The sequence below is a fragment of the Streptomyces sp. NPDC014764 genome (assembly GCF_043082785.1).
GTDB classification, from domain to species: Bacteria; Actinomycetota; Actinomycetes; order Streptomycetales; family Streptomycetaceae; genus Streptomyces; species Streptomyces althioticus.
Genome location: NZ_JBIBXY010000001.1, coordinates 989,091 through 1,001,831 on the forward strand (window position 1 = coordinate 989,091; position 12,741 = coordinate 1,001,831).

At 72.4% G+C, this 12,741-nt stretch carries 15 protein-coding genes; 5 read left to right on the forward strand and 10 right to left on the reverse strand.

The genetic code is table 11. The features are described from left to right. Nucleotides 1-630 carry an ATP-binding protein gene (locus ACF1AG_RS04445; protein WP_391809296.1) on the reverse strand — a complete coding sequence of 210 codons (630 nt, stop codon included), beginning with the start codon at nucleotides 628-630 and terminating at the stop codon, nucleotides 1-3. 244 nt (nucleotides 631-874) lie between these two features. Between ACF1AG_RS04445 and ACF1AG_RS04450 the strand changes: the two genes are divergently transcribed. Continuing rightward, nucleotides 875-1,723 (forward strand): helix-turn-helix transcriptional regulator, encoded by an 849-nt coding sequence (locus tag ACF1AG_RS04450; protein WP_359604048.1) that lies wholly within the window; start codon nucleotides 875-877, stop codon nucleotides 1,721-1,723. Then, complete coding sequence (locus ACF1AG_RS04455; protein WP_359604047.1) at nucleotides 1,720-1,920, forward strand: DUF397 domain-containing protein; 201 nt, start codon at nucleotides 1,720-1,722, stop codon at nucleotides 1,918-1,920. The genes ACF1AG_RS04450 and ACF1AG_RS04455 overlap by 4 nt, the downstream gene beginning before the upstream one ends. A 48-nt stretch (nucleotides 1,921-1,968) precedes the next feature. Here ACF1AG_RS04455 and ACF1AG_RS04460 read toward each other — a convergent pair whose 3' ends face one another. Further along, a complete protein-coding gene (locus ACF1AG_RS04460) occupies nucleotides 1,969-2,502 on the reverse strand; it encodes a GNAT family N-acetyltransferase (protein WP_391809297.1) in 534 nt (177 codons plus the stop codon). A 257-nt stretch (nucleotides 2,503-2,759) separates the two neighbouring features. Between ACF1AG_RS04460 and ACF1AG_RS04465 the strand changes: the two genes are divergently transcribed. Next, nucleotides 2,760-3,284, forward strand: coding sequence for a GNAT family N-acetyltransferase (locus ACF1AG_RS04465; RefSeq protein WP_391809298.1), 525 nt, complete (start codon nucleotides 2,760-2,762; stop codon nucleotides 3,282-3,284). 183 nt (nucleotides 3,285-3,467) lie between these two features. Here ACF1AG_RS04465 and ACF1AG_RS04470 read toward each other — a convergent pair whose 3' ends face one another. The 5 genes from ACF1AG_RS04470 to ACF1AG_RS04490 form a co-directional block, all read right to left on the reverse strand. Further along, nucleotides 3,468-4,007 carry a hypothetical protein gene (locus ACF1AG_RS04470; protein WP_387794288.1) on the reverse strand — a complete coding sequence of 180 codons (540 nt, stop codon included), beginning with the start codon at nucleotides 4,005-4,007 and terminating at the stop codon, nucleotides 3,468-3,470. Between the two features lie 148 nt (nucleotides 4,008-4,155). Next, the gene (locus tag ACF1AG_RS04475) at nucleotides 4,156-4,701 is read right to left on the reverse strand and encodes a TetR/AcrR family transcriptional regulator (RefSeq protein WP_391809299.1); all 546 of its coding nucleotides are present in this window, start codon (nucleotides 4,699-4,701) and stop codon (nucleotides 4,156-4,158) included. A gap of 4 nt (nucleotides 4,702-4,705) precedes the next feature. Further along, complete coding sequence (locus ACF1AG_RS04480; RefSeq protein WP_359604037.1) at nucleotides 4,706-5,287, reverse strand: sugar O-acetyltransferase; 582 nt, start codon at nucleotides 5,285-5,287, stop codon at nucleotides 4,706-4,708. A 149-nt stretch (nucleotides 5,288-5,436) separates the two neighbouring features. Continuing rightward, nucleotides 5,437-5,922 (reverse strand): DUF2267 domain-containing protein, encoded by a 486-nt coding sequence (locus ACF1AG_RS04485; protein ID WP_387794285.1) that lies wholly within the window; start codon nucleotides 5,920-5,922, stop codon nucleotides 5,437-5,439. 165 nt (nucleotides 5,923-6,087) lie between these two features. After that, nucleotides 6,088-6,507, reverse strand: a complete 420-nt coding sequence (locus ACF1AG_RS04490; RefSeq protein ID WP_359602641.1) for an Hsp20/alpha crystallin family protein — start codon at nucleotides 6,505-6,507, stop codon at nucleotides 6,088-6,090. 215 nt (nucleotides 6,508-6,722) lie between these two features. Between ACF1AG_RS04490 and ACF1AG_RS04495 the strand changes: the two genes are divergently transcribed. After that, nucleotides 6,723-7,025, forward strand: a complete 303-nt coding sequence (locus ACF1AG_RS04495) for a hypothetical protein (RefSeq protein WP_359602643.1) — start codon at nucleotides 6,723-6,725, stop codon at nucleotides 7,023-7,025. 104 nt (nucleotides 7,026-7,129) lie between these two features. Here the strand turns inward: ACF1AG_RS04495 and ACF1AG_RS04500 are convergent, their stop codons facing one another. Beyond that, complete coding sequence (locus ACF1AG_RS04500; protein WP_391809300.1) at nucleotides 7,130-8,608, reverse strand: MFS transporter; 1,479 nt, start codon at nucleotides 8,606-8,608, stop codon at nucleotides 7,130-7,132. A 102-nt stretch (nucleotides 8,609-8,710) separates the two neighbouring features. Next, complete coding sequence (locus tag ACF1AG_RS04505; RefSeq protein WP_359602647.1) at nucleotides 8,711-10,057, reverse strand: DUF445 domain-containing protein; 1,347 nt, start codon at nucleotides 10,055-10,057, stop codon at nucleotides 8,711-8,713. 399 nt (nucleotides 10,058-10,456) lie between these two features. On the opposite strand from ACF1AG_RS04505, the gene ACF1AG_RS04510 reads away from it, so the two are divergent. Next, nucleotides 10,457-11,851 carry a GDSL-type esterase/lipase family protein gene (locus ACF1AG_RS04510; protein ID WP_391809301.1) on the forward strand — a complete coding sequence of 465 codons (1,395 nt, stop codon included), beginning with the start codon at nucleotides 10,457-10,459 and terminating at the stop codon, nucleotides 11,849-11,851. Between the two features lie 25 nt (nucleotides 11,852-11,876). Here ACF1AG_RS04510 and ACF1AG_RS04515 read toward each other — a convergent pair whose 3' ends face one another. Further along, nucleotides 11,877-12,725, reverse strand: coding sequence for a DUF1707 domain-containing protein (locus ACF1AG_RS04515; RefSeq protein ID WP_359602649.1), 849 nt, complete (start codon nucleotides 12,723-12,725; stop codon nucleotides 11,877-11,879). Nucleotides 12,726-12,741 lie beyond the last annotated feature (16 nt).

Below are 12,741 nucleotides of genomic sequence, written 5' to 3' on the forward strand. Positions count from 1 at the left end.
TCACCCCTGTCGGCTGTTCGACAGGGTCGCCTCGTAGCGGCTCTGCGCGCGGTCGAGCACCTCGTCCGCGTCGCAGCCGCGGACACGGAGCCAGCGGAGGAAGTCCGTGATGACGTCGATCACGGACTCCACCGCCACTGCCCGGCCCACCATGCCAAGACCGGGTTCATGACTCCAGGCCGGTGGCCGCAACGTGGCGTAGGTGTTCAGCAGCGCCTCGGCTCGCGTCACTGAGGGATCCACGGTGCCACCGGCCGTCGACGCGGGTCCGGTGACCACTTCGCACCACGTCACCTTGTGATCGGTGTACAGCTCCACACCCCAGCGGTCCGCCAGCGCGGCGACGAGCGCCATCCCCCGTCCACCCTCGGCGTCGTCCTCCGCGTCCACGAGTGTGGGCAGGGCCCGCGTGTCCGGGTCGCGCACCTCGACGCGCAGCCGTCCCCCGCCCGTCGACAGCGCGAGCGAGGCCGGAGTGCCGGCGCCCACGTGCGTGACGATGTTGGAGACGAGCTCGCTGACGCAGAGCTGCACCGTGTCGACCTGGTCGTCGAGACCCCATGCCGTCAGGTGGATCCCCACGGCGCGGCGCAGGCGGGCGACCTCCTCGGGGTGTGCGGTGAAGGCCATGTCCCACGACCTTCGCGTCACCCGGTGTTCCTGGATCACGACGTCTTCTCCCATCACGTGCGTACGCGACTGTCCCGGAGACGCCCCCCGGTCACTCTCCGTCGCTCCGTGACTCCAGAATGAGCGGATCCCATCCCGTCGTGCAATGTGCACGGCGGGATTCCCACTTCCGTGTGATTGGCATGCGGCGCTCTTGGCAGCAGACTGAACTCTCGCTACGCACCGCAGGTTTGAGGGGAACGTCATGGCCGGTTCACCGACGGCACGCCGTCGGCGTCTGTCGATCGAGCTGAAGAAGCTCCGGGAGAGGAGCGCGCTGACCTGCGCCCAGGTCGGCCAGGCGCTGGACTGGAGCGGTTCCAAGGTCAACCGCATGGAGACGGGCAGCGGGCGGGTCCAGCCCTCGGACGTCGACGCGCTGTGCCGCTTCTACGGCACGAGCGACGAGCTGCGCGAGTTCCTCAAGTCCCTGGCGCGCGAGGCGAAGACGCGCGGGTGGTGGCAGGTGCACGGTGCGGGTGTGCCCGAGTGGTTCAACATCTACATCGGCCTGGAGCAGGACGCCTCCACGCTCCGCCAGTACCAGTGCGAGGTGCTGCCGGGCCTGATGCAGACCGAGGCCTACGCCCGTGAACTCCACACGACCGGCGCCCACATGTCGGCCGAGGACATCGATCGGGCCGTGCGGGTACGACTCGAACGGCAGGAGATGCTGACGCGTCCCGACGCACCCGAGGCCTGGTTCGTCGTGAACGAGGGAGCCGTACGCAACGTCATCGGGGACCGGGAGGTCATGCGGGACCAGCTCGAGAAGGTTCTGGAGGCGACCGCGTTGCCGAGCGTGACCCTCCAGGTGCTCCCCTTCGACTCGGGCACCTATCCCGCGACAGGCTCCTTCACCATGCTCGGCTTCCCGGCCCCGGAGGACCCGGACCTGGTGTACCGGGACGGCATCACGGACGCGGTGTACCTGGAGGGCGAGCATCATGTCCGGGAGTACACGCGGGCGTTCGACGGCCTGCGTGCGGCGGCCCTCAGCCCTCAGCGGTCCGCCCGGCTCGTCCAGTCCGTCGTGAAGGAGTACTCGAAGTGACCACCGCAGCGCCGACCGACCGCGTACTCGTCTGGCACACGTCCTCGTACAGCAACGGCGCGGGCGGTGAGTGCGTGGAGTGTGCGATCACCTCGACGCGCGCTCGTGTGCGGGACACCAAGGAGGTCGACGGTCCGGTGATCACCGTGGCGGGGTCCGCCTGGAGCGTGTTCCTCCAGGCGCTCAAGAGCGGGTGAACGCAGCGCCTTCTGCCAAGGCGCCAGCGTTCGGGCGCAGGGAGGGGCCTACTCCTCTGCCCTCTTCCACTCCCGGGAGAGCAGCCCCAACACCACCTCGTCCACGAACTCCCCCAGCACCCAGGCCGATTTGCGCAGCACTCCCTCCCGCACGAACCCGTTGCGCTCCGCCGCGCCGATCATGCCCTCGTTGTCCGCGAGGGTCTCGATCTGGAGGCGTTGCAGGCCGCGCACGGCGAAGCCGTAGTAGCAGAGAGCCGCCACGACGTCCGTGCCGTAGCCCTTGCCGCGGGCGGCGGGGAGCAGGCCGACGCCGATGTGGGCATTGCGGTTGTGGGTGTCGATGCCCCACAGGTTCGCGGTGCCGATGAGGGTGTCGCCCTCGAGTTCCACCACGGAGAAGGACGCCAGGTTCTCCGGCGGGTTGTCGAAGGCCAGCTGCGGGTCGTTCGCCGTGACCGGACGCCATGGGCGGGCCTCGGCGCGCGCTGCGTTGACCACGTCGTTGTAGAGCTCGGCCCGCAGGACCGGTGTGTCGTCCTCGTGCCGTGCCCGCAGGCCGACCCTGGTTCCCTTCAGCATGCGGCCCTTCCTATCCCGCGCGCAGGCCGGCGGCAAACGATTAAGGCGGGCCGCACGCGCACCGGTTCCGGCACGTCGAAAGCCGGATGTCCCCGACGGCACCCGGGCTTACCCTGGGTCCCATGGAGTGCTTCGCCGCCTTTCGTACGCGTCACTGAGGGCCCCGCTCGCCAGCGCCGGGTCACGGCCGGGAGCGGGCCGATCGATGCCCCCTTCCCTCCTGGGCGTCCAGCCCTCAGTCCGGAAGGCGCACTCCCATGCGCATCCGCGCGTTCACCCCGCAGGACCTCACGGCCCTGACCGACCTGACGATCGAGACGTTCCGGCCGTTCTACGAGGAGTCCTTCCGCCCTCTGGTCGGCGAGACCGTCTTCGCCAACCAGCACGGCGACTGGCGTGACGACTACCGTCGCGAGGTCCCCGGGCTCCACGCCCCCGAGCGGCACCTGTACGTCGCGGTCGCCGAGGCCGACGACGGTGACGGTGACGGTGACGGTGACGGTGACGGTGACGGTGACAGCCTCGCAGGTTACGTGGCCTGGAGCGTCGACCCCGGCCGCCGGAACGGCAGCATCAGCCACCTCGCCGTCTCGGCACAGCACCGCCGCGGCCACCTCGGCACCGCCCTGTGCAAGCACGCCTTCGCGCACATGCGGAGCCTCGGCGCGGAGGTGGTCGAGATCGGCACCGGCGGCGACCCCTTCCACGCACCCGCCCGCGCTCTCTACGAGCGCCTCGGGTGCACGGCGCTGCCGACGGCGGTCTACTACCGGCAGCTCTGACCCCGGTCCGGGGCGGGTGCGGCCTCCGGGCCCGCCCCGGGCGGCACCTGCCTCACTCGGCGCGGCCGGGGAACGCCACCGCCGCGCCGGCCGACCACGGCCAGGCCACCCGTGTCACCGATCACCGATCACCGCCGTCATGCGCGGACCGCCCCGGCCAGTCGCTGACCTCAACGGGACTGCTCAGACGTCCGCTTCGGTGGCCGACTCCTCACCGGGGCGATCGCCTGTCAGCAGCGTCAGTCCACACAGGCCACCGGCCAGCCAACTGAGGAGTACCCACCCACCCCGACCGAAGCCGAAGCAGACGGTGAAGGCGACAAGCGATGCGGTGAGACCCGCAATGGCGGCACGTCGCAGGACGCCGCCGGCAATCCACTCACGGCGCAGCACACCGGAACGCCGCCACATCCACCAGAGGAAGGCTGCGACGACCACGGCTTCCGCCACGACGAACCAGGCGGGGATGGGAGGCAGCTCGTACGTCCCCGCCTCGCCGCGCCAGACGTCCATGAGCCCGGTGACCAGGATGACCGGACCGACCAGGGCGAACACCCCGGCCACGAAGCGGACGAAGCCGACGCCCACCACCGGCGCTCCGCCCCCGCCGAACGGGACGGCGGCGTGGGACAACGCGTGGAAGCGCTGGGCAGCTTGACGGAAGTCCGTCGCGATGATCCAGCCGAAGGCTGTCGCACCAGCCCCCCAAGCCACATCGAACATCCCTCCCCCTTCCGCCATGGGTCCGCCCCGGCCAGTACCGGAACCGAATATGCCCCGCACGGTATGGCGGCATGATCAGCTTCCGCCATGCCGGATCCCGGAAAGGACTCCCACGAAAAGTGCTGAGGGAGAGCAGCAGGCACCCGCCTCAGCCCTCCCCCGTGATCCTCCCCACCGCCTCCCGCGTCACCGACCGGTCCGGCGGGGCGTCGTCGAGGGCGCGGTGGAGGGTGAGGCCCTCGATCAGCGCGTCCAGTTGGCGGGCCGTGTCCGGGGGGAAGTGGGTTTCCAGCAGGGCGCGGCTGCGGCGCATCCAGCGGACGCACAGCGCGCGGTACGGCTCCCGGCGCGCGGCCAGCGTGTACAGCTCCTGGACCAGGACCAGGTCGCGGCGCGGGCCCTCCGAGAGGGTGTGGATCAGGTCGGTGACCGCCTCGCGCGCCTCCGCCGGGGTCGCGGTGCCCGCGAGGTGCCGTTCGAAGACGGCGACCACGTGGTCGGCGTACCCCGTGAACGCCTCCAGCAGCAGCTCGTCGATGCCGGTGAAGTGGTACGTCATCGAGCCGAGCGGCACCCCGGCACGCGCCGCGATCTTGCGGTGGGAGACGCCGGCGACGCCCTCCTCGGCGACCAGGTCGAGCGCCGCCGCGAGGATGCGTTCGCGCCGGCGGGGGTCGGTGTGCCCGGTGGCCATTCGGTCAGAGGGAGCGGACCGGGCGGGCCGGGTTGCCGACCGCCACGACGTTCGCCGGGACGTCCTTGGTGACGACCGCACCCGCGCCGATGACCGAGTTGTCGCCGATGGTCACGCCGGGACAGACGATCGCGCCGCCGCCGATCCACACGTTGTCCCCGATGATGATCGGCCGCGCCGCCTCCAGTTTGTCGCGGCGCGGCTGCGGCTCCACCGGGTGGGTGGGCGTGAGCAATTGGACGTTCGGGCCGATCTGGCAGTCCTCGCCGATGGTGATGGCGGCGACGTCCAGCGCGGTGAGGTGGTAGTTGACGAACGTGCGGGCGCCGACGGTGATGTTGCTGCCGTAGTCGACGTAGAGCGGCGGGCGGATCTCGACGTCCTCGCCGACCGAGCCGAGCAGTTCGGCCAGGACCGTCTTCGCCTGGTCCCGCTCGTCCACGAACGTGGCCTGGTAGCGCGCGGCGAGACGCATCGCGCGCTGCTGCCTGCGGCCGATCTCCGGGTCGTCGGCGATGTACAGGTCGCCCGCGAGCATCCGCTCCAGGTTCGTGCGCGGATCGCCCGCGAAGTGGTCCGTGGTCATGCGTACGATCGTACGCTCCATGCCGTCGTGAGCGTACGAGCACCCGCCCCTGCACACCCCTCATGCCTGACACGGTGTGGCGAGCGCCCCCGCGCCGAGCCGGGCACGAGGGCGCTCGCCGGTGAGGAAGGGGAGCTACGGCGCCGCCGTCACGCCGCCGGTGTCAGCTCCGCCCGGCCGAACAGGAGGGCGTAGCCGGGTGGGAGCTGGTCCAGGATGCGCGTCACCAGCTCGTCGCCGACCAGCGGCGGCAGCACGCTGAGCACGGAGCTGACGTCCCAGCGGGCCGTCGCCGGGGTCGCGCCCTCGATCCGGGCGGCCACGGAGTCGACGAACTCGGCCGCCGTGAGCTGTCGTGTCGCCGGAATCTGGGAGGCGACCACCCGCGCGGCCTCCTCGGGCAGGGCACGGGCCAGGTCGACGCGCTCGTCCCCGACGACGTGGCCGCCGAGGGCGGACAGGACGATGCGGGTGACGCTCTCCGCCTCCGACCGCGTCGGGTACTGCCCGGCCTCCCGCACGGCGTCGACGAGTTCACGCCAGGCGGAGTCCTGGGCCGGGCGCGGGCCGGGTGCCGGGGTGATGTCGTCTCCTGGCTGCGGGACGGCGGACTTCTGCGGCGTCAGCGTGGTCATCCGAAGCTCCTCTCCTTCTCCGGTGTGCGGTTCTGCGTGGGCCGGCCGGCCCGGCGGTCCCGGGCCCCCGACCCGTTCGCGCCGTCGCCCGCCTCCGGGCGTCCGGCGCGTGGCCGCGTCCCGCGGGCGCGACGCCCGCGGGACGCACGGAAGGGGTCGGCCCGGTCAGCCGGTGATCTGCTTGCGGTCGCCGCCCGTGATCTGGATGCGGCGCGGCTTGGCCGCCTCGACCACCGGGATGCGCAGGGTCAGGACACCCGCGTCGTACCTGGCGTCGATGCGCCCGGTGTCCAGGGTGTCGCCGAGGAACAGCTGCCGGCTGAAGTGGCCGGTCGGACGCTCGGAGACCACCGCGTCCGCGTCCTCGGGGGCCGGCGAGCGGCGCTCGGCGCGGACGTTCAGGACGTTGCGCTCGACGTCGAGCTCGATGGATTCCGGGTCGATGCCGGGGATGTCGAAGTGGACGATGAAGTCGTCCCCTGCCCGGTAGGCGTCCATCGGCATCACCGACGTGCTGGTGCCCGGGCCGAAGACCTGCCGCGCGAGACGGTCGAACTCACGGAACGGGTCGGTACGCATGAGCATCACAGTCCACTCCTCTCTGTGAAGTCGCTTGAGCGATGCCCAACGGATCAATTCCTTATATAGCTCATGGGGAGGAAAGTTGACAAGCCTCCACTCAGTTTTGCCCGGGCAGCCGCTCCGGGGCTGGTGAGAGGGGGCGCCACCGGGCGCGTTAGCCTCGGAGGTCCGTGGTTTCCCGCGCCCCGCGCGGGGCGCAGTGGCAGGAGGCAGCAGGCATGGCGAAGGTTCCCAGTTCGGTGGTGGCCGCGAGCGGGCTCGTCGGCGGGTACGGCGTGGCCCGCTGGACCCGTAAGCGGCAGCTCGGCGGGGTCGTGCTCGCCGCCGCCGGGGTCGCCGCCGCCCAGCAGTGGCGCGAGCGGGCCGGCGGGCCGGCGGCCGGTGTGCTGTCGGCGGCGTACGTGGCCGCGTTCGCCGGGTCGCACCCGCTGGCGAAGAAGGTCGGCGCGTGGCCGGCCGTGTTCTCGGTGGCCGGCGCGGTCGCCCTCGCGTCCTGGGCGGTGGCCGACCGGCGGGGCTGAGAGCCTCCGCCGGCCGAACGCCCGTCGAAGCGCCCGTCGAAGCACCTGTCAAGACCCCGCCAGGCCCCGTCAGGCCCCGTCAGGCCCCGTCAGGATCCCGTCCCTCAGGAGCGGGCCGCCGCCTGCTGCGGTTCGGCCGCCGACAGGGGCGTCGCGATGTCCTCCAGCGACCGCCGCTCCGCGTTCACCGCGAGAATCGCCGCCACGACGCCCGCCGCCACCATCAGCCCCGCGCCGATCTGGAACGCGAGCACGGTGTCGCCGACCTTGCCGGTGTTGGTCAGCTCGGCGAAGAGCAGCGGGCCGCTGATGCCGCCGGCGGCGGTGCCGATCGCGTAGAAGAAGGCGATGGACATCGCCCTGGTCTCCATCGGGAAGATCTCGGAGACCGTGAGGTAGGCGCTGGACGCGCCGGCGGACGCGAAGAACAGCACCACGCACCAGCACGCGGTCATCGTCGCCGCGGTCAGCGAACCGCGGTCGAACAGCCACGCCGTGCCGAACAGCAGCACACCCGACAGCACGTAGGTGCCGGAGATCATGATCCGGCGGCCGACCGTGTCGAACAGCTTGCCCAGCAGCAGCGGGCCGAGGAAGTTGCCGGCCGCGATGACCGCGAAGTAGTAGCCGGTGTTCCCTGACGGCACGTCGAAGAACTGCGTGAGGATCGCCCCGAAGCCGAAGGTGATCGCGTTGTAGAGGAACGCCTGCCCGATGAACAGGGCGAAGCCGAGGGTGGAGCGCCTGCGGTAGCGGGCGAAGACGGTGCGGGCGATCTCGGTGAAGGTGGTGCGGGTGCGCTGGTGGATCGTCATCTCGTCGTCGGCGGGCGGCAGTTCCTTGCCGCCCTCGGCCGCGACGCGCTCCTCGATGCCGGAGACGATCCGCTCGGCCTCCTCGTCCCGGCCGTGGATCAGCAGCCAGCGCGGACTCTCCGGGACGTGCCGCCGTACGAGCAGGATGACCAGGGAGAGGACCGCGCCCAGGGCGAAGGTGAGACGCCAGCCGACGTCCGCCGGGAAGATCGAGGTGTTCAGCGCGACGATCGACAGCAGCGCGCCGGCCACCGCGCCGAGCCAGTAGCTGCCGTTGATCAGCAGGTCCACACGGCCCCGGTACTGCGCCGGGATCAGTTCGTCGATCGCGGAGTTGATGGCCGCGTACTCGCCGCCGATGCCGAAGCCGGTGAGGAAGCGGAAGAGGAAGAACCACCAGGTGTCGAAGGACAGCGCGGTCAGCGCCGTCGCGCCCAGGTAGACGGCCAGGGTGATCAGGAACAGCTTCTTGCGGCCGTAGATGTCGGTGAGCCGCCCCCAGAAGAGGGCGCCCAGGCAGGCGCCCGTGACGTAGAGGGCGGCGGATATGCCGGTGACCTCGCCGGAGGTGATGGGCAGTCCGCTGCCGGGCTCGGACAGCCGGGCCGCGATGTTGCCGACGACGGTGACTTCCATCCCGTCGAGGATCCATACGGTGCCGAGGCCGATGACGACGGACCAGTGCCAGCGGGACCACGGCAGGCGGTCCAGGCGGGCGGGGATTCTGGTGGTGACGGTGCGTCCGGACCCGGACTGCGCGGTGGCCATGGGCTCCCTCCTCGACGAAGTGAACCTCGTGTGCCCCGCGCCGGCCGGTTTCACGCCCGGGGCCGTCCCCGGCGGGCGCGGCCCCACGCCCGGGCGGGCGCGCTACGCCCCCAGCGCCCGCGACACCGTGTAGATCAGCAGGCCCGCGAGCGAGCCGACCACCGTGCCGTTGATGCGGATGAACTGCAGGTCGCGGCCGATGTTGGCCTCGATCTTCTTCGTCGTGTGCTCCGCGTCCCAGCTCGCCACCGTGTCCGTGATCAGCGAGGTGATCTCCTTGCGGTACGTCGTCACCACGTACACCGCGGCGCTCTCCAGCCAGGTGTCGACCTTGCCCTGGAGCTTCGGGTCGAGCGACATACGGGCGCCCAGTGACAGCAGGGACGCCCGGAGCCGCAGCCGCAGCTCGCTGCGCTCGTCCTCCGCCGCCGAGACGATCATGCCCCGTACGGCCGTCCAGGCGGACGCGATCAGGTCCTGGACCTCGCTGCGGCCCAGGATGTCGCCCTTGAGACGCTCCACGCGGGCGCGGGTGTCGGTGTCGGCCTGGAGGTCGGTCGCGAAGTCGGTGAGGAAGCGGTCCAGAGCGCCGCGCGCCGGGTGGCTCGGCATGTCCCGCATCTCGGTGACGAAGCGCAGCAACTCCTTGTAGACGCGCTCACCGACCTTGCGGTCCACGAACTTGGGCGTCCAGCCGGGTGCGCCGCCGTGCACCGCGTCCATCACGGCGTCGCTGTGCAGCACGAGCCAGTCGTGGGCGCGGGAGACGACGACGTCCACCCCGCGTTTGTGGGCGCCGTCGGCGACGATCCGCTCCAGCATCTTGCCCATGCCGGGCGCGATCTCCTGGGCGTTGGCCCGGCGGGTGATCGCCTCGCCGACGACGGCCTGCACGTCGGAGTCGCGGAGCACGGTCAGCGCGCCGCGCAGGGCCGCCGACGCCTCGGCGGTGACCCGGTCGGCGTGCTCGGGGACGGAGAGCCAGGCGCCGAGCCGGCTGCCGATGCCGACGGCGCGCAGACGTCTGCGGACGACGTCCTCGGAGAGGAAGTTCTCCCCGACGAAGTCGCCGAGGGCCGTGCCGAGCTGGTCCTTCTTGGTCGGGATGATCGCCGTGTGCGGGATGGGCAGTCCCAGCGGGTGCCGGAAGAGCGCGGTGACGGCGAACCAGTCGGCCAGCGCGCCCACCATGCCCGCCTCGGCCGCCGCGGCCACGTACCCCGCCCAGGCGCCGGCGCCCTGGTGCGAGGCCCACTTGGCGAGGACGTAGACGAGGGCGACGAACAGCAGCAGGCCCGTCGCGGTGAGCTTCATGCGGCGCACGCCGCGCTGCTTCTCCTCGTCCGCGGGGCTGAACGTCGTCATCGCCCGGTTCGTGCCGGCACCGGTGCGGGCATGCTGCTCGGCGGCATCCCGGTCCTCGGTGTCTGCCGTCTCAGTCCGTTCCATCCGCTCCACCCGTTCGGTGATCCCTCACACATTGTCCCTTCCTGACCGACTCCTGGAACGGAACAGGAGTTCCCGGCGTCTGTCCCTGGGGGGAATCCAGGGACGTCACCTAGGGGTACCCCGGGCCGCCCCGGACACCCCGGGCCACGCGGACCGACCACCCGAAGGCACGCCCGAGGCGGGTCCCGGGCCGGTCCGGGCCGGTCCCGCGGCGGGTCCGGGTCAGGCCCGGGTGCGCCCCGGGGTAGGTCCGAGCCGTCCAGGGCCCGCCCGGGTCCGTCCGGGTCCGCCCGGACGATCTTCGGCCGCGTCCCGCGCCCGGCCTCCCCGCCCTGACCCACGATGGTGCGACGGACGGAGCCGCGAGCGGCTCCCGCTTCCCGAGGAGAACAGCACAGCATGACCCGTGACGGGGACACGGCGGTGCCGCCGCGCGCGCCGCAGCCACCCGCCCCGCAGGGGCGGACCGGGCGGTACGCGGCGTTGCTGGCCGCGATGCTCGCGGCCGTGCTCGCCGTGTCCGCCGTGATCTTCGTCGGGGTGTCCGCCGACGGCCTGCGCGGGCGGGACACCGCGGCCCGCGACGGCGGCGGGGCGGGGAACCCCGTCGCGCCCGCCTCCGCCGGGACCTGGGTCACCGCCTGGGCGACCGCGCCGGGTGGCGGCGAGCCCGGCACGGAGACCGCGGGACTCGCCGGCCGGTCCGTGCGGAACGTCGTCCACACCACCGCGGGCGGCACCCGCGCCCGCGTCACCCTGTCCAACCTCTACGGCCGCGCCCCGCTCACCCTCACGCACGCGTCGATCGCCGTCTCCGCCGGCCCGGACACCGCAGCCGCGCTCGCCGGCACCATGCGGCCCCTCACCTTCGCCGGCAACCCGTCGGTCGTCGTCCCGGCGGGCGGACAGGTCGTCAGCGACGCCGTGCGCGTCCCGGTCCCGCGCGACGCGCGCATGCTGATCAGCACGTACTCCCCCGTCCCTTCGGGTCCGGTGACGTACCACAAGCACGCCCGGCAGATCTCCTTCGTCGCCGAGGGCGAGCACACCCGCGACACCACCGGGGCCGCGTACAACGGGCAGAGCACCGTCTGGCGGTACGTCACGGCGCTGGACGTGCTCAGCGACGACTCCGAGGGCACGGCCGTCGTCCTGGGCGACTCCCTCACCGACGGCATCTCGTCGACGACCGGCGCGGACGCCCGCTGGCCCGACGTGCTGTCCGGCCGGCTGCGCGCGGCCCTCGCGTCCGGCCGGGACCTCCCCCGCTACAGCGTCGTCAACGCCGGGCTCAGCGGGAACCGCGTCCTCGCCGACGGGCCCGGCCGGCCGCCGCGCAACGCCGCCGCTCCGCACCGCTTCGAACGGGACGCGCTGGGCCGCGCGAACGTCCGGGTCGTGGTCGTCGTGCTCGGCATCAACGACATCCTCCGCGCACCGGACACCGCCGACCCGGAGCGGATCGTGGGCGGGCTGACGACCCTGACCGGGCGGGCCCACGCGCGGGGGATCAAGGTGGTCGGGGCGACGCTGATGCCGTACCGCGGGCACCGCGGGTGGACCCCGCACGGCGAGGACGTGCGCCAGCGGGTCAACGCGGCGATCCGCGACGGCGGGGTGTTCGACGAGGTCGTGGACTTCGACGAGGCGGTGCGGGACGCGTACGACCCCCGCCGCCTCCGGGCCGGCCACGACTCCGGGGACGGGCTGCACCCCAGCGACGAGGGCTACGCGCGCATGGCGGAGACGTTCGAGCTGAAGGCGCTGAAGGGCGGGGCACCGGCCCGGCTGTGAGCGGCGCCGGGCCGGACCGGCCGGGTCAGCGGTCCTCGGGCCGCCGCTCCCGCTCCTCCCGCGTGCCGTGCAGGTTCAGCGGGTCGTGGAGACGCCGCGACTCCCCCAGCTCCCGGCGGTGCCGCTCGGCGCCGTCCAGATGCTCCTGCCGCTGCCGCTCCGCACGCTCCAGGTGCTCCCGCCGGCGCTCCTCCTTGAGCGCCTGCTTCTCCAGGCGCCGCTCCTCCCGCAGCCGCTGCCGCTCCGCGCGGGGCAGTTTGCGCTGCACACCGACCCCGCCCCAGAAGGCGAGCCCCGTGATGATCACGCGCGGGGCGCCCGGCTCGGCCGGCACGCCCTCCTCGCGGTGGTCGAAGCCGCCCATGATGCCGACGCCGCGCACCACCACCTCCACGCCCGGCGGCACGGTCACGTCGATCCCGCCCATGATCGCGACGGCGTTGATGACGATCTCGCGGTCCGCGAAGTTCGCGTCGCGCAGGTCGATGTTGCCGCCGCCCCAGAACGCGAAGCAGTTGAAGCGCCGGGGCGCCGTCCACCGCCCCTTGCGCTCGAAGCCGCCCATCACGGCGACCGCCCAGGTCGACAGCCCCGACTCGTCCCCGCCGACGATGCGGTCCGCCCAACCGCCGCCCGTCGCCGGATCCTTCATCAGCGAGACGGCGGGCGGGGCCGCCGTGCCCGACCCGGGCAGGTCACGGGTGATGGGTGCCAGTTCCCCGTAGGTGCGCGCCTGATAGGTGGCGTCCAGCCGCTCCTGGAACTCCTCCATGTCCAGGCGGCCCTCGGCGAGGGCGTCCCGGAGGACATCGGCGACCCGTTCACGGTCGGCGTCGGAGGCGCGGAGGTCCGGTGCGGGTGCGTCGTCGGTCATACCCAGCAGCCTACGA

Coding starts and splice junctions, on each gene's coding strand:
- ACF1AG_RS04445 (WP_391809296.1), bottom strand. CDS start 630: ATGGCCTTCACCGCACACCCCGAGGAGGTCGCCCGCCTGCGCCGCGCC.
- ACF1AG_RS04450 (WP_359604048.1), top strand. CDS start 875: ATGGCCGGTTCACCGACGGCACGCCGTCGGCGTCTGTCGATCGAGCTG.
- ACF1AG_RS04460 (WP_391809297.1), bottom strand. CDS start 2,502: ATGCTGAAGGGAACCAGGGTCGGCCTGCGGGCACGGCACGAGGACGAC.
- ACF1AG_RS04465 (WP_391809298.1), top strand. CDS start 2,760: ATGCGCATCCGCGCGTTCACCCCGCAGGACCTCACGGCCCTGACCGAC.
- ACF1AG_RS04470 (WP_387794288.1), bottom strand. CDS start 4,007: ATGTTCGATGTGGCTTGGGGGGCTGGTGCGACAGCCTTCGGCTGGATC.
- ACF1AG_RS04475 (WP_391809299.1), bottom strand. CDS start 4,701: ATGGCCACCGGGCACACCGACCCCCGCCGGCGCGAACGCATCCTCGCG.
- ACF1AG_RS04480 (WP_359604037.1), bottom strand. CDS start 5,287: ATGACCACGGACCACTTCGCGGGCGATCCGCGCACGAACCTGGAGCGG.
- ACF1AG_RS04485 (WP_387794285.1), bottom strand. CDS start 5,922: ATGACCACGCTGACGCCGCAGAAGTCCGCCGTCCCGCAGCCAGGAGAC.
- ACF1AG_RS04490 (WP_359602641.1), bottom strand. CDS start 6,507: ATGCTCATGCGTACCGACCCGTTCCGTGAGTTCGACCGTCTCGCGCGG.
- ACF1AG_RS04495 (WP_359602643.1), top strand. CDS start 6,723: ATGGCGAAGGTTCCCAGTTCGGTGGTGGCCGCGAGCGGGCTCGTCGGC.
- ACF1AG_RS04500 (WP_391809300.1), bottom strand. CDS start 8,608: ATGGCCACCGCGCAGTCCGGGTCCGGACGCACCGTCACCACCAGAATC.
- ACF1AG_RS04505 (WP_359602647.1), bottom strand. CDS start 10,057: ATGGAACGGACTGAGACGGCAGACACCGAGGACCGGGATGCCGCCGAG.
- ACF1AG_RS04510 (WP_391809301.1), top strand. CDS start 10,457: ATGACCCGTGACGGGGACACGGCGGTGCCGCCGCGCGCGCCGCAGCCA.
- ACF1AG_RS04515 (WP_359602649.1), bottom strand. CDS start 12,725: ATGACCGACGACGCACCCGCACCGGACCTCCGCGCCTCCGACGCCGAC.